Origin of the sequence: Vibrio sp. 16 (genome assembly GCF_963681195.1) — a bacterium.
GTDB lineage: Bacteria > Pseudomonadota > Gammaproteobacteria > Enterobacterales > Vibrionaceae > Vibrio > Vibrio sinaloensis_D.
In genome coordinates, this window is the sequence record NZ_OY808997.1 from 1,671,789 (window position 1) to 1,689,655 (window position 17,867).

The following is a 17,867-nucleotide window of genomic DNA, read 5'->3' on the forward strand; positions in this document are numbered from 1 at the left end:
TGAAAAGAACATTTCTCCTAGCTATAGTTAGCCTATTTATGAGTACTTTCACTCATATTGCCTCTGCTGGCTGGTACGAAGTAACGGGGACGGCAACGGTGGTATCTTCGGAGGAAGTCGCCCGTGTACACGCTTTAGAAGATGCTCTGTATAAAGCGTTCAAATATTCTGGGGCAGACATTGGCAGCATTTCAAACCTGCGTCCTATGCTGGAAAGCGATCGCAAGGAGTATCAGTTTAGTAACAGTGAAGTCCGTTATATCTTGGTCGATGAGCAGAAGATTCGACGCGGCGTCATGGTAGTAAAAGCAAGAATCGATATTTATCCTTCGGCAACAGGTTGCCACGTCGATCAATACAAAAAAACCTTCCTGGTCGGCAATATTGATCTTCTTTCTCCTCAACAAGCCGTAATGGGACAGGTCTATAACATCGGTGACGACTTCGCCAATGTTATTAACAGACAGTTAGACCAAGAATCTGAAAGCTTCGTGTCCGTTGGTACCACTGACTATGAGATTGATAAACGTCACCCAGAGCGCTTGAAAATGATTGCCGAGGATACTGGGGCTCAATACATTATTGGCGGAAAGATTTCAGATCTGACAGCAACAATTGAACAAAACCTATTGAAAGATGATGTCATTAATCGCCAGTTTGCTTTAGAAATGACCATCTTTGACGGCAAGACCGGCAATGAGGTCTATAACCGCAACTATCGTGAAGTCGCCCGTTGGCCGTTTCCAAAAACCAGTCAGGTCGATACCAAGAGCGCGCGCTTTTGGGCATCAACCTACGGCGATATGATGCTAAGAATCAGCCGTAATATCATGCTGGATCTCGAGTCGGAAGTTTCATGCAAAATCACTCTGCCAGAAGTGGTCGCGAAATGGGGGAATACCATTACTATGGATTTAGGGCGCATACACGGCGTAGAAATGGGCGATAAGCTGCAACTTTGGCATACGGGTTCCTTTATTGATCAACGTGGTTTGCCGCGCAACAAGGTTACAGAAACGGATATTACGCTGACCGTATCACGAGTCTACGAAAATGAAGCTGAGCTTATTGTTGACCAACCTGAAATGGCCACCAGCATACAAATTGGCGATGTGATGCATAAATTACTGTAAATCAAAACCTTATTTGTAAAACGAGCGCAATTTTTATTAGAATTAGTGCATGCTCCCGTGGCACAGCTGGATAGCGCGATCCCCTCCTAAGGGATAGGTCACAGGTTCGAATCCTGTCGGGAGCGCCATATTTAGGGCAGAAAGCTATTTTTCTTTCTGCCCTTTTTCATATCTGAACTTCAACAACTCTCTCCTTTCATCTAGAATGACTATTAACAAAGTTATCGATAATAGCAGATGAAAAAGAGCAATCTAATCACCAATACGGGTCACCGCTTTATTTCAAAAGCCAAAACCGCGTTTAAGATTCACATTCATACCCCCGATGATAAAGTGCTCCATCGCTCTGTGGGCTACATTCGAATTGGTGAAAAAAAGGGACTTAAAAAAGCAATCAAGCTTCGCAATGAACTTGGTGCCGAGATGTGGGGCAAGTTTTGGCGAAGAATCCTCAAAGACCCTTATTTGATGACGCGTCTTCCCCACTCATTAGAGCCCAAAATTATTTTTAAGCCGCGCCCAACGAAGGCACATCCAGATGCCAAAGACGAATGCTATATCGCGGCTTGGCGAAACTATGATGAAAACGGCAAATTGATCTATCAGAGTGTTGTTTGCTCCATCAAAAAGCATGGACGTTTGGCGGCATACACTAAAACCAAAAAAGCCTTACTTGAAGCGAACAAAGAGAATCTTGAAATACTGGAATATATGGGACGCTTAAATAGCATTGACTTGAAGTAAAAAAGCCTTGGTGGATACCAAGGCTTTTTCATTATGAAGAAGAGTTTATTGCTTATTTCTCTTCGTACTCGAAACCTGGAACTGTCATTTCTACACGGCGGTTCATCATACGGCCTTCTTTGGTCTCATTTGAAGCCACAGGATTGTTTTCACCTTGACCACTAACCGTGATACGTGAAGCATCAATGCCTTGCGCTTCTAGCTCGTTAGCGACTGCTTGAGCGCGCTTCTCAGAAAGCTTCTGGTTGTATGCTGCTGCACCTGTTGAGTCAGTGTAACCAACCACCTCTACTGTCGATTGTGGGTATTGGTTCATGAACGCAACAAGCTCGTTCAATTTCTGAGTGCTTTCTGGTTTTAGCTTAGAGCTGTTCAACTCAAAGTTACCTGAGCCTACAAGTTGAGTATTGAATGATTTCATCACAGGCGCTGCGACAACCACTTCTTCTACCACTGTTTCTTCAACAACCATCACCTCTTGTACTGGCTCTGGTGTTGGCTCTGAGCTACCACCAAACTTAGTACGGAAACCAAGAGTGAATGAGTTCGCGTGGAAAGAAGATACATCGATATCGATGTCGTTGATGTGTTGGTACTCTGCTTGAATGTCGATGTTTTCAAACAGGCTATAGTTCAAACCAACAGCACCAAATAGATTTTCATCATCTTTGTTGCCGTACTTAACAAACGCCGCACCTGCTTTTACAAACAGATCAATGTCTTCGTTCATTGGGAATGAAAGACGTGGTGCAATCGTGTAAGCCGTAAGACCTGCGTCTTTGTAGCCTGCACCCGTTGTTTCACCAAGCGTTTCCAGTCCACCTTCAATGGCAACGTACTCATCCACTTCATAGCCTAGGAATGAACCTAGTGCCCATGAATCTTCATCACATGAGCTAGAAGAAGAAGTACATAAGTTGTTCAACCAAGACACACCCGCTTTTGCGCCTAGGTAGAATTGAGCATTCGCCGACGCCGAAGCTACAAGAAGAGTTGTTGATATTACCGCTGCTAACTTTTTCATTATTATTTCCTTATTGATACGCAAAATATACATTACGTAATTTATCTCACACTCAATAACAAACTGTTACGGTATGAACAGTTAATAAGATATACCTTATCTCATTATTAGTACAAATCGAATGACAACATAATTAACGTTTATCGACAATCCTGTACACATTCTCACTTTTGAAACACAAAACTAGAGCAAGTTGGGAGGTTATTAACTGTTGTATTTTCAATGATGTACTAAATCTGATCTCAACCAAGTAGCCCTTCTCGTTGCTCAACATAATAATCATGCGAATACGCTGGTGGCAGAAACCTCCTTACACCGTAAATAGAACTGCGCGCAAAAAAAAGCCGCAGTATTTACACTGCGGCTCAACCTTATCGGTGTTGTTATGCGTTTGCTTCACGCTCAGCGATGAATTCAAGCGCCATCTTGATACGAGCAACACAACGCTCTTTACCAATCTGCTCCATAACTGCATCAACAGATGGAGACTGACCACCACCCGTTACTGCAACGCGCAATGGCATACCAATTTTACCCATGCCGATTTCTAGCTCTTCACAAACAGCGGCAATAACCCCTTCTTTAATGTTTGCCGTTGTCCACTCTGCTAACGCTTCCGCTTTAGCAAGAGCAAGCTCTAGAGGCTCTTTAGCAACGCCGCGTAGGTGCTTCTTCGCCGCACCGGCTTCAAACTCAGAAAAATCTTCGTAGAAGTAACGAATTTGCTCAGCCAACTCAACAAGAGTGTTACAACGCTCACCAACCAGTTTGATCACTTCTGTAATTGCAGGACCGTTTTCAATATTTAGGTTCTGATTATCTAAATGCCACTGCAAATGCTCTGCAACATATTCTGGTTCTGAGGTCTTGATGTAGTGGTTGTTCAACCAAAGCAACTTGTCGGTGTTAAACGCCGATGCAGATTTAGAAATAGCATTGAGCGTAAACAGATTGATCATTTCTTCGCGAGAGAAGATTTCTTGGTCGCCATGAGACCAACCTAGACGCACTAAGTAGTTATTAAGAGCATTTGGTAGGTAACCTTCATCGCGGTATTGCATCACTGAAACAGCGCCATGGCGCTTAGATAGCTTGGCACCATCATCACCCAAGATCATTGCACAGTGAGCGAAAGTTGGAACCGGAGCACCCAGAGCTTCATAGATGTTGATTTGACGAGGCGTGTTGTTGATGTGGTCTTCACCGCGAACAACATGCGTGATGCCCATATCCCAGTCATCGGCAACAACAACAAAGTTGTAAGTTGGCGCACCGTCGGTACGACGAATGATTAAATCGTCCAGCTGGCTGTTAGATATTTCAATACGACCGCGAATTTGGTCATCAAATACTACGCTGCCTTCTTTCGGGTTACGGAAACGAACCACAAATGCGTCGCCTTCTTTCGCCGCTGCATTTGCCGCCACGACTTTAGGGTGATTAGCATCGTAACGTGGCATTTCTTTCGCCGCTTCTTGCTCTGCGCGGATTTCTTCAAGCAGCTCTTTAGACGCATAACACTTGTATGCTTTGTCTTCAGCGAGCAGCTTGTCAATCATTTCGTTGTAACGGTCAAAACGCTTTGATTGGAAGTAAGGACCTTCATCCCACTCAAGTCCCATCCACTGCATACCTTCAAGGATCGCATCAACCGCTTCCTGAGAGTTACGTTCTAAGTCAGTGTCTTCGATACGTAGAACGAATTCACCGCCTTGAGCTTTAGCGTATAGCCATGAGTAAAGTGCAGTACGCGCACCACCAACGTGAAGGTAGCCTGTTGGGCTAGGAGCAAAACGAGTTTTAACCGTCATGTATAAATACCTTGATTGTCTAGATGACCGCACGCCCTAACTTATCGAGGGCAGTGCCAAAATTGCGCGTTATTTTAGCACCGATATGCAAATCTACAATCAATCGTTGATATGTTTTACCGCCCAAGCGATAAACTCTTGGCGCTGTTGTGGCGACATAGACAAGAAATCACTTTGAAGCGCGCTGGTGGATGCTAACTTGGTCGAACTCGTGTCTGAGTTTAGCGGTTTATCCAACACCACTTGATTTCGAACCGTATTCTCTTGAATCGCCGCTTTGCCACCAGCTTGATTGTAACCAGCGAGCATTTCGTCATAGTCTTTTATCAGCGCGAAAGTCTGATCAAAAATGATGTCCGTTGTGACATCCACCTGTTGACCGTTACGAGTCACTTTTACACTGGGTTGTTTTTCAAAGTTACGAACCGCTCGCTCATCACGAATCGCAAAGGGCGTTTCAAACTTCAACGTTTCGTCATTGGCAGTAAACTTCACTACCATTGGCAATGAATTAAACTTGCTTTTCCCCCCATTGCCATCGACGAGCGCAGTAACTCTTAGTAGTAGTTGGTTCTCTCCGTTGGCAATTTTCAAATCACCTTTTCCACGATTTGGTATCTGGTTGATGTTCTGATTAACCGCCAAAATCTCAACGCGATTATCCGTTTGAATCGTAACTTGAGCGTTGGCCAAACTGGTTACAAAAGCCATCAATACAACAGCTAAACTCTTCTTCATCATTATTTATCTCTCTAGCACAAACGGAAAAAGGCGGACAACATTGCCCGCCAAGTCTTAATCAAATGATTAGAATGTCCACTCAGTACCCACACGGATCATAAGATCATCGTACTCTTTACCCGCTAGTTCAGTGTCGCTGCGGTATGTGCCGCTATGCTGTGCGATACGAACGAAGGTGTAAACAGAATTCATTGAGTAGCCAACTTCACCCGTTACTGTTGTAAAATCAAGTTCTTTATCAGACTTGCTATCTGTGTCGCCAGTTTGGTTTGCGTAACCTAAACGGAAGTTGAAATCACCCATAAAGTAGTTGGTTTGCAAAGAGAATGCGTCGATTTCACGTTCTTCATAAGCGCCACCTTTCTTGTCAGCTTCAAAACCAGCCGTTTTGTATGCACCAGCAACGTTCCAGTTATCCATTAGATTGAATTGGAAGCCACCGAAGAATGCGCTTGTATCACCAATTAGATCAGTATCAAACTCAGTTTCATTTGCCGCTTCGAATGCCGCATGAACTGTGAGTCGGTCGATAGGCGTAACAGAAACAGAGCCACCAACAAACATTGAGTCAGCAGAGTTTGAGCTACCGTTACCACCCGCTAAGCTAAACTTCACCATGTCACCAAACATTGGTGAATCGTAACGTCCCATTTGGCTCTTACGGTCAAAGTTAAAACGCTCGCCAGCTCTCCAACCACGGTCAAATGTTGTCCCCATGTTCGACGCTGAGTACGGCCAATCGACTAGCTCATACATTGGCGTTAACATGCGACCAAAGCGCACTGAACCCCAATCATCACCACGGAAACCCACGAACGTATCACGGTTACCAAGCTTAGCACCGTCATCCAATACCCAGCCCGATTCAATTTGCACGAATGCTTCTAAACTATCATTCATGGTTTTTGCTGCGCGGAAACCTACTCGAGATTCGTTCTCTAGTACCATTCCGTCGCCATCAACTTCTTTACCGGTAGCGTCAAACTTTTTCGCGTTGTAATCCACAGCTGAAATAGACACTACACCGTACACTTCTACGTTTGCATCGTTTGGATCACCAATCATATATGCATGCGCAGTACCAGCGGCCATGGTAGTTGCTGCAATCACTGCGCCTAGTAGAGTCTTTTTGAAATGAGACATAAGATTTAACCCCTATTTAAGAATTTTAATTTCCTTTCCCTTGTAAAATCGCTAACTCACTGATTTTGCAGGGGACTATTTATGGACGGGGAGAATGTTGGCAAACTTTTTTCGCGTTAAGAAATCAAAGCAAAAATAGTCTGCTCTAGTTCAAAATCAAAAAAGAACAATAAACAAAAAACCTTTATATACAGATAGTTAGGAGGATTTATTTTTTCGACAAAAACGTCAATTTAGATTACTAGCGATTAAATAAGCACGCAGTCAGACGAATTCGTTATGGCGATCACGCAACTTTTTTGTTGTTTTACGGAACTTTAGAAAACACAGAATAAATCTTTGAAATTGCTCGCATAAAAATAAGTCAACTCTTTCACAGCTTGAAGCAAAATTGACGTTTTTAATGGAGGAACTGAATACTTGACCTTCCCCTTGCGGTAAGGTTTATTCTCAGTAAACGTTGATGGTTTAGAGAATAAAATTATGCTTCGATTTGATATTCCGCTGCATGGGCTCAACTGTATGGGCTGCGCCAGAAAAGTAGAGAAGGCTTTGGTTGAACAACATAAAGCAGTGATCACCGATCTCTCCCCTCATCGAGTCGAGTTTGAAAGTGACAGCTCGTTTGATGAGGTGAATCAATCGATTGAAGCCCTATCCTATCGTTCTGGCTATCACCACCACCTTTCTTTAAGTGGCCTCAACTGCGGTAAGTGTGTTGCCAAGCTTGAGGCCGCGCTCTGTGAACACCCGCTCGTGGCTACATTCTCTGCAAACAAAACGGAGCTGACCCTTCACACCGCCTTGACTCAATCAGATGTCATTGAGTTGGTTAAACAGTTAGGCTATCAGGCACAGCAATGGGAAGAGACTATAGAGGAAGAACAACACGTCGCGATCGATTCCTCTTCTTCTACCTATTCTGAAGAGACCTCACCGGAAGCACAGAACACATTCACAACCCACCTGCTTATCAATGGGATGACCTGCGCTAGTTGTGTCGCATCGGTCGAAAAAGCATTGCTGGCCGTAGACGGTGTGACCAAAGCGCAGATAAACCTCGCAGAGCAAAGTGCTTTGGTAATGGCAACTCGTCGCAGTGAGGAACTGAACGCGCAGTTGATCACCTCAGTGACACTCGCCGGCTATCAAGCCGAAATCATTGAAGATCTAGATGTACAGCAGCAAAAGCAGATAGAACAGCAAGAAGCGTTAAAAACCCACCACAAAAAGAATGCCTGGCATGGCATGCTGATCGGCGCCCCACTGATGCTATGGGGAGTGTTCGGTGGCAATATGATGATCCGCAATAGTCAGGATCAATTCGCTTGGGCAATCGTCGGGGTTGTTTGCCTATGGTTGCTGGCAACGGCAGGACGTAGCTTTTTTACTAACGCTTGGCAAGCTCTGACCCACAAGCGCGCAACGATGGACACTCTGGTTGCATTGGGTACTGGAGCAGCTTGGCTATTTTCTATGTTGGTCGTGCTCGTCCCAAGTTGGTTCCCAGCATCATCACGCCATGTCTATTTTGAAGCCAGTGCGATGATCGTTGGTCTCATCTCTCTAGGCCACTATATTGAAGCGAAAGCAAAAGCGAAAACCACGCAGTCATTGCAAGCGCTGATTAACCTTCAATCTAATGAAGCGACAGTCGTCACCGAAAACGGAGATGCTGTCATTTCGATCAAAAATATTACCGCAGGAATGATGTTGCGCATTAAGCCCGGCGAGAAAGTACCTGTCGATGGCACAGTTGTGTCTGGCGAGTCATACGTTGATGAATCGATGCTGACAGGAGAACCGATTCCTTGCCATAAAGACAAAGGGCAGTTCGTCTCTGCGGGAACCATTAACCAAGATGGAACACTACTTATAGAAGCAAACAGTGTCGGCAGTAGCACCATGCTATCTCGAATCATTTCAATGGTGAGAGAAGCACAAAGCAGTAAACCTGCCATCGCTAAGCTGGCAGACCAAATCTCTTCAATCTTTGTACCTGTCGTCGTTGCCATCGCTTTGGTATCAGCGGCCATTTGGTATTTTGTCGGTCCTGATCCGAAAGCCAGCTATATGCTTGTCGTCGCAACAACCGTATTGATCATCGCATGCCCATGCGCCCTAGGATTGGCAACACCACTGTCGGTGACCGTCGGTGTGGGCAAAGCGGCCGAGTTAGGAATTTTAATCAAAGATGCTGATGTCCTTCAGTCCGCAAGCCAAATCAATACTGTGGTATTCGATAAAACAGGGACATTGACGCAAGGAAAGCCGACGGTTCAACATGTCTTTGCTACTAACAATGACAGTGAGTGGTTACTCTCACTCGCAGGCTCACTGGAAAGACACTCCGAGCACCCTCTAGCGAAAGCGATCGTCCACGAAGCAACGAGTAGAAACCTTCAATTTGAGGAAGTCGATAACTTTCACAACCTGCGCGGTAAAGGCGTTATGGCTCAACTAAAAGGTCAGAAGTTGTCGGCGGTATCTTTACCGGTGGCACAGCAACAGGGTTGGGATTTAACTCAATGTGAGACATCCATTGTCGAGTGCAACTCGAAAGCCTGGACACCAATCATTGTTTCCTTAGATGAGCAGGTCCTTGGATTGATCGCAATTTCAGATCCAATCAAAGAGGACGCGGCAGCTGCAATCCAAGCATTGAAAAGCATCCAGATAACGCCTGTGATGCTGACAGGCGACAATCACCACGTTGCAACTGCGATAGCCAATCAGTTAGGGATTGAGCAAGTGATCTCGCAAGTATTACCTGATGAGAAAGCGCAGCATATCGCTGATTTACAAGCACAAGGTAAGCGTGTTGCTATGATCGGCGACGGTGTCAACGATGCACCAGCCTTGGCGTTGGCCGATATCGGTATCGCAATGGGAAGCGGAAGTGACGTCGCCATTGAAAGCGCACAGATGACTCTGCTCAACTCTTCACCATTTGCTGTGGTCAATGCGATTGAATTATCAAAAGCCACGGTGAAAAACATGAAACAAAACTTGTTTGGCGCCTTTGTTTATAACTCCCTTGGCATCCCTGTCGCTGCAGGTGTGCTTTACCCAGCGTTTGGCTTTTTACTTAGCCCCGTTGTCGCTGGAGCTGCCATGGCAATGTCTTCGATTACCGTTGTCAGCAATGCAAATCGTCTAAGATTATTTAAAGCGTCTTCTCGCTTGTAGAGGTTACTATGAAAAGAAAACTAATTGCTCTTACCACTCTTGCTCTAATGTCTGGCCACGTTCTCGCGGCCGATGTGCTCAACCATAAGTCTCCGTACTGCGGTTGCTGTACTGAGTGGACAAAACATATGCAAGAAGCTGGGTTTAATGTCGAAGAAAAACTGCATGAAAACATGAACCCTATTAAACAGAATTTAGGGGTAAAACCGGAACTGGCGTCTTGCCATACAGCCGAAATTAATGGCTTTGTGTTTGAAGGCCATATTCCAGCAGACGATATCAAAGCTTTCCTCGACAACCCGCCGAAAAATGCAAAAGGCTTGGCGGTACCCGGAATGCCAATGGGATCACCGGGTATGGAGTACGGAGATAAGAAAGACGAGTACTCTGTCTACGCATTCAATGAGAAAGGCCAAGTCTTTGAGTATCGCCACTACAAAGGGAACTAACAGCAAAGCCCAGCGTGACTGCTGGGCTTTTTGTTAAAGGACAGTATTAAAGTTCTTTAGAAGCCGTATGAAGCACCGAAAACAAAAGCATTGTTGTCATTGTCTGCTTGATTGCGGTACTCAAAATACGGTTGGACACCTTTACGCGTCCATGTTGCGCGAAGCTCGTGGTCCATAACGGACGCGTCAATCATGTAAACGTTATTGTAGCTAAGCGCCAGCTCTTCATTCACCGTGTAAGCAATGCGGTTGTCCATGCGGAAATCAGTATCGTTATCCGCATTCGTTGCATCGATATGAGCACGGGTACGGTTGCTAATCGATAGACCGTTGTCAAAGTTGTAGCCAATTTTAACTAGCGGGCGGTATTGAACACTCTCACCTTCAGACAAGAGATGCTGGTAACCTGCTGCTACCCACAAGTTATCGGTAATATTGTACGACTGCTCACCACCAATGGTGACATAAGCGCTCGAAGAGCTACCATTGGTGTAAATTGGGTTGTCGGCTGTGCCCACATTTTCACGCTCAGTTGATAAGTCCCCTAACTGAATGCCATCGAATTCGGTGTAAACCGTAAAACCACCAATCGAGTTATCAAACGTATGACCTGCTTCTAATGTAGATGTCACATCTGAGCCATGAAGATCATCGGAATGAAACTGTACGTTACCTGTTACATATGAAGAACCCGCGAATGCAGTAGAAGCGAAAGCAAGAGAAAGCGCACTTAAAGTAAATAGTTTTTTCATGAAAATCTGCCTTAATCATTAAAGTTAGCCGCGGTTCTTATTTGGGTAATTCATCACCTCGGACCGCAAAGAAGAGTTGCCTCCCTGGCTTGATGGGTATCTTGGCGGATTAAATTTACGATAAAAAATAAATCAAAACTTTGTGCGATCTGCTTCACTGTCAAAAATAAAAAACTAATTTAACACCTATAATTCACTCACTTAAAAACTCCTAAATAAACCTATAGTGATTCGAGTCACGCATTTAGGTGGTTAGTGATCAAAATTCGTTATCTGCGGCACACCGAATTTAGCTTTCACTTAATTTTCAATAATAATAATTCGATCTCGATCACTGAATAATCACGTCTATCAATAGCTGATTTGGCGCGTTAATTTGGACTTGGACAAACATTTCAACGTATCTAGACGGCTCAATAACAAAAAAAGCTGCCTTTTAGGCAGCTTCTCGTTGATAACAATAGAATTAGCGAGAGACTAAATCTGACATCATCTCAATATGTCGGTCATCATCATTCAGACATGGAATATAAGTAAAGCGCTCGCCACCATGTTCGGTAAAAATCTCCAAACATTGTTCCGAAATCTCTTCTAGCGTTTCTAAGCAGTCCGAAGAAAATGCTGGCGCCATGATATCGAGCTTCTTAACGCCTTTGGCAGGAAGCTTCTCCAGTGTTTTATCTGTATAAGGCTGCAACCACTCTTCTCGTCCAAAACGTGACTGGTAGGTCATACCAATTTGTTCACTGCTTAGACCTAGCTCTTTCCCGAGTAGCTCCGTCGTGCGCTCACAGTGCTGAGGGTAAATATCACCGTTGTCAGCATAGCGCTTCGGAATACCATGATAAGAGCACAGCAAGTAATCCCCTTGGCCATTTTTCTCCCACGAACGCTTTACGCTCTCCGCCAGTGCCTTGATGTATAAAGGATGGTCGTGATAGTCACGAACAAAACGGTATTGAGGCATAACCGGAATGGCCTTGAACGCTTTGGTTAAACCATCGGAAACCGCAGCCGTGGTTGTTCCAGAATATTGCGGGTAGAGTGGCAATACCGTGATTTCCTCTACGCCGCGCGCAAGCAAAGCTTCTACGCCAGTCTGCAAACTTGGACTTCCGTAAGTCATCCCAAGCTCAACAGGTATATCGAGTTGCTTTTCTAGCTTACTAGCCTGACGTTGGGAATAAACCATCAAAGGAGAACCCTCGTCCATCCAAACCGTTTGGTACAGTTTCGCAACTTTTGGTGAGCGTATTGGCAATATCACTCCGTGCAGAATCGGACACCACAACCAACGAGTCATATCAACCACACGATGGTCATGCAAAAACTGACTTAAAAAGCGTTTCACTGCAGGAGCTGTAGGTTCATCTGGCGTGCCTAAATTGACCAACAGCACACCTTGTTTTTTATTGTTCTGCATAACTTCCTATCTACACTTAAATGGTTCTTTACGGAAAGAAGATCGTTAAAGATCAACCTAATAAGCAAAAAAAAGCGACCCTATTGGGCCGCCTTCACTATAACAAATTTTCAAAAATCGCGGATAGCAATTTATGCTAGTGCTTTCTCGATATCTGCACTAACTTCTGCAACTTGCTTAGTGCCGTCAAATTTCAAGTACTTGGTGTTGCCTGCTTCTGCTTCTTTACCGTAGTAGTTGATAAGTGGAGCAGTTTGCTCGTGGTATACACCTAGACGAGCGCGAACAGTTTCTTCTTTGTCGTCATCACGAACAACAAGATCTTCGCCAGTCACGTCATCTTTACCTTCCACTTTAGGTGGGTTGTAAACAATGTGGTAAGTACGGCCTGAAGCCAAGTGAGCACGACGACCCGCCATACGCTCAACAATCACGTCATCAGCGACATCGAATTCAATCACGTAGTCTACATCAACGCCCATCTCTTTTAGACCATCAGCCTGAGGGATTGTGCGTGGGAAGCCATCTAGCAAGAAACCTTTTTCACAGTCATCTTGAGCAATACGCTCTTTGATTAGACCAAGGATAATTTCATCAGAAACTAGCTGACCAGCATCGATTACAGCTTTAGCTTGTTTGCCAAGTTCTGTACCTGCTTTGATAGCAGCACGCAGCATGTCACCAGTAGAGATTTGCGGAATACCGTATTTTTCCATGATGAAATTAGCTTGTGTGCCTTTACCTGCACCTGGAGCACCTAGAAGAATGATGCGCATGTTGAATCCTCTTAAGAAAATGATGATTTATACCGAAGCTCACTATGACTGACTTTGTCACGCTTCAAGGTAAGTTTCGGTATAACGGTTCAAACGTTTAACAATAAAACAGGCGTGCACATTACACGCCCGTTCGCTTCGTTTCAAGATTGCATTCTATCATACAATACTTTGTCGAAGCGTGAATTTAGACTAAAGAATGCTTAAACACTCACACTTAATGGCGATTTATAAGCGTTTTATTCACGATAAGCGCAAATAAATCAAAAAGCCCGCAAGTTGCGAGCTTTTCATTGATTTTAGCGTGTTAGCCCTTAGTCAAAAGCGAGTTGATTGCACCTAAGAACTGAGATGGATCGGCCATCGAGCCACGCTCAGCGAGCATAGCTTGACCAAGCAGCACTTCCACCCAACGACCGAAGGCCTCTTCATCCGCTTCGTCCGCCATTTGCTTAACCAGCGCATGCTCTGGGTTAATCTCGAAAATGTACTTCACTTCTGGGGCAGCTTGACCTGCAGCTTCAAGAAGCTTCGCCATTTGCGTTCCCATTTCAAAGTCATCGGTGACAACCACAGCAGGTGTTGACGCAAGCTTGAACGTCGTACGAACTTCTTTCACACGATCGCCCAAGTACGCTTTCGTGCGTTCAACAACGGATTTAAACTCTTCTTCCGTCTCTTTCTGCTTTTCTTTTTCCGCTTCGTCTTCGAACTTGCTGAGATCAAGACCCGCTTTCGTGATCGACTGGAACTGCTTGCCGTCAAACTCAGTCAGGTAATTCATCAACCACTCATCGATGCGATCAAACATTAGAACTACTTCGATGCCTTTGGCTTTGAATTGCTCCAAGTGAGGACTATTCTTCGCCGCCGCGTAACTGTCTGCTGTGAGGTAGTAGATCTTGTCTTGACCTTCTTTCATGCGCTCAACATAAGACGCAAGGCTCACGGTTTGCTCTGCAGAGTCTACCTCTGTAGAAGCGAAACGCAGTAGACCAGCCACTTTTTCTTTGTTAGCCATGTCTTCTGCTGGGCCTTCTTTTAGTACAAGCCCGAACTCTTTCCAGAATGATTGATACTTCTCTTCATCATTCTTCGCCATACGCTCTAGCATCGTCAGTACGCGCTTAGTACACGCGTTACGTAAGGACTGTGTGACTTTGTTGTCTTGTAGAATCTCACGCGAAACGTTCAGCGGTAGATCGTTTGAATCAATCAAACCACGAACAAAACGCAAGTATGACGGCATAAACTGCTCAGCGTCGTCCAAAATAAACACACGCTGAACGTACAATTTAAGACCCGATTTATGATCGCGGTTCATCATATCCCACGGTGCTTTCGATGGGATGTACAGTAGGCTGGTGTAGTCGTTTTTACCTTCTACGCGGTTGTGGCTCCACACTAGCGGATCGGCAAAATCATGAGAAACATGCTTATAGAACTCTTGGTATTCTTCGTCAGTAATGTCTGACTTATTGCGAGTCCAAAGCGCTTGAGCCTTGTTGATTTGCTCCCACTTTTTCTCACCCGTTTCTTTGCCTTCGTCATCGCGCTCTGCTGTTTGGATGGAAACCGGGATACCAATGTGATCTGAGTATTTGCTGATCACTTCACGTAGGCGCCACTCATTCAGGAACTCTTTGCCCTCTTCGCGCATGTGCAGGATGATGTCAGTACCACGAGACGCTTTGGAAATATCTTCGATGGTGTATTCACCTTCACCCGCCGAGTGCCACTGAACACCTTGCTCAGCCTCAAGACCTGCAGCGCGTGTGCGGACAGTTACCGCATCCGCAACGATGAACGCAGAGTAAAAACCAACACCGAATTGACCGATAAGTTGCGAGTCTTTCGATTGGTCTTCAGATAGCTTTGAGAAGAACTCCGCCGTACCAGATTTAGCAATTGTGCCCAAATGTTCAATGACGTCTTCACGGCTCATGCCTATGCCGTTGTCGGAGATGGTTAGCGTGTTGGCATCTTCATCAAAAGACAGCTTTACGCCTAGGTCTGCATCACCTTGGTAAAGCTCAGGGTTAGATAAGGCTTGAAAACGCAGCTTGTCGGATGCATCCGATGCGTTAGAAATCAACTCACGTAGGAAAATCTCTTTGTTTGAGTAAAGAGAATGAATCATCAGGTGAAGTAACTGTTTGACTTCAGATTGAAAACCACGAGTTTCTTTGTTTTGTGTTGCTGTTTCGCTCATGTTCGCTCCATTACACCTATACCAATCAACCCTCTCGGTCTTGGAGAGGTTTTGACAAAGTTAATCTGCAAGTTAACATGAGGGTGACAAATGTAAATTCAAGGTCAAAACAGATAAAAACAGTGTTTTTTTACTTCAAACTTGACTATCCTTGTACCCCGAAAAAATCAAAAAAACTAAAAATCAGTCATACTATCGACTTGTACACCGCCCCAACGGTGAAATTACTTACCTGAAACTTCAATAATAATGGCCGAAATTGATGAGCAATATAGGTACTAAGTTCAATTTAGCGAACCGATTCACGTTCGATCCAAATACTAATTCTCTTATCGATAGAGAGTGTGAAGACGAGCTCATTCGCTTAGGCAGTAACGAAAGTAGAATTCTGCTTCTACTGTGCGAGAAACCCAATGAAGTGATCTCTCGCAACGACCTGCATGACTTTGTATGGCGCAGACAAGGTTTTGAAGTGGATGATTCGAGCCTAACTCAGGCGATATCCACACTGCGTAAACTGCTAAAAGACTCGACTAAATCTCCCCAGTATGTGAAAACCGTGCCAAAACGCGGCTACCAATTGATCACAAGTGTCGAGCGAACCACTCCGTTGATGAGTGGCGAAAACCAAGCCGAGACTCTCCCCCCAGAGTCAACAGACGTTGATTTAGAAGCGGTTGAAGAGTCAACACTTCAAGAGAGTCTAACCGTTGCGGAAGAAAACAGTGTCACGCCTCCTGCGGCAACTGCACCTACTGTGACACCGAAAAACAAACTCATCAGTCGTATTATCATCCTATTGGCGCTGTTTTTGCCGCTCAGCGTGGTATTACTGACCAATCCAGCAGAGTCCAAATTCCGCCAAATTGCCGTGTTTGACAACACCACGATAAAGACGCCGATTAACCATCCTGACCTAACCAGTTGGTATCCGTCGATTGAGCAATGTGTCAAAAGATACAACGAGACTCATACAGAAGCACTTGCACCGATTGAAGTGATTGCAACTGGCGGTCAAAACAACCAGTTGGTGTTGAATTACATTCACTCACTTGAACATTCAGGTGAAAACATCACACTGCGTATTTTCGCTGAGCAAAAAGATCTCGGTAAAGTTTGCCAATAGGATATATGACGATGAATCAAAAATTAGCCGCAGGCCTACTGGTTGTTTCCGCTCTTTTTAGCAGTTGGCTTTACTGGGGAAGCGACCTCAAAGTTGAACAAGTTCTGACTTCTAAAGAGTGGCAGTCAAAAATGGTGACCGTGATTGCAACCCCGCTTCAAGAACAGCAAGAAGAGTCTGTTGGACCTCTGCGAAAAGCGGATGTGACATCTAATGTGAAGTACCTTCCTAACCAAACTTACATCCGCGTTTCAACCGTTCGCCTGTTTGCAGACGATAGCGACATAGAAGAAAACGACGTCGTGATCAATATTTCTGAAACCGGAGAGTGGGATATCAGTGACAACTATTTGTTGGTGAATCCAATAGAGTTTAAAGACATCTCTGCCGCTCAAAGCAAAGAGTTCACGCCGCAGCAGCTAGAGCTTATTACTCAGCTTTTCAAAATGGACGCCCAGCAAAGCAGACGCATCGACATCGTCAATAATAAAACATTACTATTGACTAGCTTGAGCCACGGCTCCACGGTTCTTTTCTCAAACTAATAACCAACCAAGGGGCAGGACGCCCCTTTTTGTGTAAACCTAATGGACTGGATAAACACCTTTGGCCTTTTTTGGGGCTCTTTTCTCGCCAATACACTTGCCTCACTCTCTGGTGGAGGCGCGGGTTTACTGCAATTTCCTCTCCTGATATTTTTGGGGCTCCCATTCTCCGTAGCTTTAGCAACACATAAAGTGGCTAGCGTAGCATTGGGTATCGGCGCGGCTTTTACCCACATAAGAAACCGTACTTTTGACTACCGTGTCGCCCTGTATGTTGTTGCTGTTGGCAGCATTGGGGCCGTTATCGGAGCAAACATCGTCCTTTTGATTCCCACAAACATCGCCGAGACGCTCCTCGGGGTGATGATATTGGCGATTGGTATTTATTCACGGTTCAAGAAGCAGCTTGGCCAGCAAGAAACGCCGATTCATCGAACCCGGACAGGTTGGTTTATAGGTGGATTAGGATTAATGATCATTGGCATAATCAATGGCTCATTAACCGCTGGGTCAGGCTTATTGGTAACCATATTTCTGGTGCGCTGGTTTGGCTACAGCTACAAACAAGCCGTTGCGTTAACCTTAATATGTGTCGGTTTGTTTTGGAATGGAATTGGCGGACTGGCCATTGTTCAGGCTGGTGCACCAATATATTGGCCTTGGCTACCTGTACTGCTGCTCGGCTCTTTTGCCGGCGGTAGCTTGGGAGCCTATTTAACAACTCGCTATACCAATCAGTTTATTAAAGTTTGCTTCGAGCTGTTGACGTTTGCCATAGGCATCAAATTACTACTTTAGA

15 protein-coding genes and 1 tRNA gene are annotated in these 17,867 nt (G+C 44.9%); 8 read left to right on the top strand and 8 right to left on the bottom strand.

Annotated elements, in window-relative coordinates:
* The first annotated feature begins 38 nt into the window (after positions 1 to 38).
* The 3 genes from U9J37_RS07500 to U9J37_RS07510 all read left to right on the top strand — a co-directional run bounded on the left by U9J37_RS07500 (position 39) and on the right by U9J37_RS07510 (position 1,877).
* The gene (locus U9J37_RS07500; protein ID WP_005474712.1) at positions 39 to 1,133 is read left to right on the top strand and encodes a flagellar assembly protein FlgT; all 1,095 of its coding nucleotides are present in this window, start codon (positions 39 to 41) and stop codon (positions 1,131 to 1,133) included.
* A 51-nt stretch (positions 1,134 to 1,184) separates the two neighbouring features.
* Positions 1,185 to 1,261: transfer RNA gene (locus U9J37_RS07505), tRNA-Arg, on the top strand.
* Positions 1,262 to 1,370: 109 nt separating this feature from the next.
* Complete coding sequence (locus U9J37_RS07510; RefSeq protein WP_038139392.1) at positions 1,371 to 1,877, top strand: Fe3+-citrate ABC transporter substrate-binding protein; 507 nt, start codon at positions 1,371 to 1,373, stop codon at positions 1,875 to 1,877.
* Positions 1,878 to 1,929: 52 nt separating this feature from the next.
* Here the strand turns inward: U9J37_RS07510 and U9J37_RS07515 are convergent, their stop codons facing one another.
* From U9J37_RS07515 to U9J37_RS07530, 4 genes are all read right to left on the bottom strand, one after another.
* Entirely contained in the window at positions 1,930 to 2,901 is a 972-nt protein-coding gene (locus U9J37_RS07515) for an OmpA family protein (protein ID WP_005474775.1), read from the bottom strand.
* 383 nt (positions 2,902 to 3,284) lie between these two features.
* On the bottom strand, positions 3,285 to 4,712 hold the full coding sequence (gene gltX, locus U9J37_RS07520; protein WP_005474749.1) for a glutamate--tRNA ligase: 1,428 nt from the start codon (positions 4,710 to 4,712) through the stop codon (positions 3,285 to 3,287).
* Positions 4,713 to 4,811: 99 nt separating this feature from the next.
* Entirely contained in the window at positions 4,812 to 5,453 is a 642-nt protein-coding gene (locus U9J37_RS07525; RefSeq protein ID WP_005474716.1) for a DUF2057 family protein, read from the bottom strand.
* 66 nt (positions 5,454 to 5,519) lie between these two features.
* A complete protein-coding gene (locus U9J37_RS07530; protein WP_005474810.1) occupies positions 5,520 to 6,596 on the bottom strand; it encodes a porin in 1,077 nt (358 codons plus the stop codon).
* A gap of 483 nt (positions 6,597 to 7,079) precedes the next feature.
* Here U9J37_RS07530 and U9J37_RS07535 point away from each other — a divergent pair, with 483 nt between their 5' ends.
* Both U9J37_RS07535 and U9J37_RS07540 read left to right on the top strand, forming a co-directional pair.
* A complete protein-coding gene (locus tag U9J37_RS07535) occupies positions 7,080 to 9,785 on the top strand; it encodes a heavy metal translocating P-type ATPase (protein ID WP_005474736.1) in 2,706 nt (901 codons plus the stop codon).
* Positions 9,786 to 9,793: 8 nt separating this feature from the next.
* Entirely contained in the window at positions 9,794 to 10,234 is a 441-nt protein-coding gene (locus U9J37_RS07540; RefSeq protein WP_043887248.1) for a DUF411 domain-containing protein, read from the top strand.
* Between the two features lie 56 nt (positions 10,235 to 10,290).
* On the opposite strand, the gene U9J37_RS07545 is transcribed toward U9J37_RS07540, so the two are convergent.
* The 4 genes from U9J37_RS07545 to htpG form a co-directional block, all read right to left on the bottom strand.
* Positions 10,291 to 10,986 (bottom strand): oligogalacturonate-specific porin KdgM family protein, encoded by a 696-nt coding sequence (locus U9J37_RS07545; RefSeq protein ID WP_005474776.1) that lies wholly within the window; start codon positions 10,984 to 10,986, stop codon positions 10,291 to 10,293.
* 466 nt (positions 10,987 to 11,452) lie between these two features.
* On the bottom strand, positions 11,453 to 12,409 hold the full coding sequence (gene hemH, locus U9J37_RS07550) for a ferrochelatase (protein WP_005474778.1): 957 nt from the start codon (positions 12,407 to 12,409) through the stop codon (positions 11,453 to 11,455).
* Positions 12,410 to 12,540: 131 nt separating this feature from the next.
* Positions 12,541 to 13,185, bottom strand: a complete 645-nt coding sequence (gene adk / locus U9J37_RS07555; protein ID WP_005474729.1) for an adenylate kinase — start codon at positions 13,183 to 13,185, stop codon at positions 12,541 to 12,543.
* A 307-nt stretch (positions 13,186 to 13,492) separates the two neighbouring features.
* Entirely contained in the window at positions 13,493 to 15,397 is a 1,905-nt protein-coding gene (gene htpG / locus U9J37_RS07560) for a molecular chaperone HtpG (protein ID WP_005474734.1), read from the bottom strand.
* A 262-nt stretch (positions 15,398 to 15,659) separates the two neighbouring features.
* On the opposite strand from htpG, the gene U9J37_RS07565 reads away from it, so the two are divergent.
* From U9J37_RS07565 to U9J37_RS07575, 3 genes are read left to right on the top strand one after another with little or no spacing between them, the layout of a single operon-like run.
* Positions 15,660 to 16,523 carry a winged helix-turn-helix domain-containing protein gene (locus U9J37_RS07565; protein ID WP_005474711.1) on the top strand — a complete coding sequence of 288 codons (864 nt, stop codon included), beginning with the start codon at positions 15,660 to 15,662 and terminating at the stop codon, positions 16,521 to 16,523.
* Positions 16,524 to 16,534: 11 nt separating this feature from the next.
* A complete protein-coding gene (locus U9J37_RS07570) occupies positions 16,535 to 17,068 on the top strand; it encodes a regulatory protein ToxS (RefSeq protein ID WP_005474725.1) in 534 nt (177 codons plus the stop codon).
* Positions 17,069 to 17,110: 42 nt separating this feature from the next.
* The gene (locus U9J37_RS07575; protein ID WP_005474765.1) at positions 17,111 to 17,866 is read left to right on the top strand and encodes a sulfite exporter TauE/SafE family protein; all 756 of its coding nucleotides are present in this window, start codon (positions 17,111 to 17,113) and stop codon (positions 17,864 to 17,866) included.
* Position 17,867: the final 1 nt, after the last annotated feature.

Coding starts and splice junctions, on each gene's coding strand:
- U9J37_RS07500 (WP_005474712.1), top strand. CDS start 39: ATGAGTACTTTCACTCATATTGCCTCTGCTGGCTGGTACGAAGTAACG.
- U9J37_RS07545 (WP_005474776.1), bottom strand. CDS start 10,986: ATGAAAAAACTATTTACTTTAAGTGCGCTTTCTCTTGCTTTCGCTTCT.
- U9J37_RS07515 (WP_005474775.1), bottom strand. CDS start 2,901: ATGAAAAAGTTAGCAGCGGTAATATCAACAACTCTTCTTGTAGCTTCG.
- U9J37_RS07535 (WP_005474736.1), top strand. CDS start 7,080: ATGCTTCGATTTGATATTCCGCTGCATGGGCTCAACTGTATGGGCTGC.
- U9J37_RS07530 (WP_005474810.1), bottom strand. CDS start 6,596: ATGTCTCATTTCAAAAAGACTCTACTAGGCGCAGTGATTGCAGCAACT.
- htpG (WP_005474734.1), bottom strand. CDS start 15,397: ATGAGCGAAACAGCAACACAAAACAAAGAAACTCGTGGTTTTCAATCT.
- U9J37_RS07510 (WP_038139392.1), top strand. CDS start 1,371: ATGAAAAAGAGCAATCTAATCACCAATACGGGTCACCGCTTTATTTCA.
- U9J37_RS07540 (WP_043887248.1), top strand. CDS start 9,794: ATGAAAAGAAAACTAATTGCTCTTACCACTCTTGCTCTAATGTCTGGC.
- hemH (WP_005474778.1), bottom strand. CDS start 12,409: ATGCAGAACAATAAAAAACAAGGTGTGCTGTTGGTCAATTTAGGCACG.
- gltX (WP_005474749.1), bottom strand. CDS start 4,712: ATGACGGTTAAAACTCGTTTTGCTCCTAGCCCAACAGGCTACCTTCAC.
- U9J37_RS07570 (WP_005474725.1), top strand. CDS start 16,535: ATGAATCAAAAATTAGCCGCAGGCCTACTGGTTGTTTCCGCTCTTTTT.
- U9J37_RS07525 (WP_005474716.1), bottom strand. CDS start 5,453: ATGATGAAGAAGAGTTTAGCTGTTGTATTGATGGCTTTTGTAACCAGT.
- U9J37_RS07575 (WP_005474765.1), top strand. CDS start 17,111: ATGGACTGGATAAACACCTTTGGCCTTTTTTGGGGCTCTTTTCTCGCC.
- U9J37_RS07565 (WP_005474711.1), top strand. CDS start 15,660: ATGAGCAATATAGGTACTAAGTTCAATTTAGCGAACCGATTCACGTTC.
- adk (WP_005474729.1), bottom strand. CDS start 13,185: ATGCGCATCATTCTTCTAGGTGCTCCAGGTGCAGGTAAAGGCACACAA.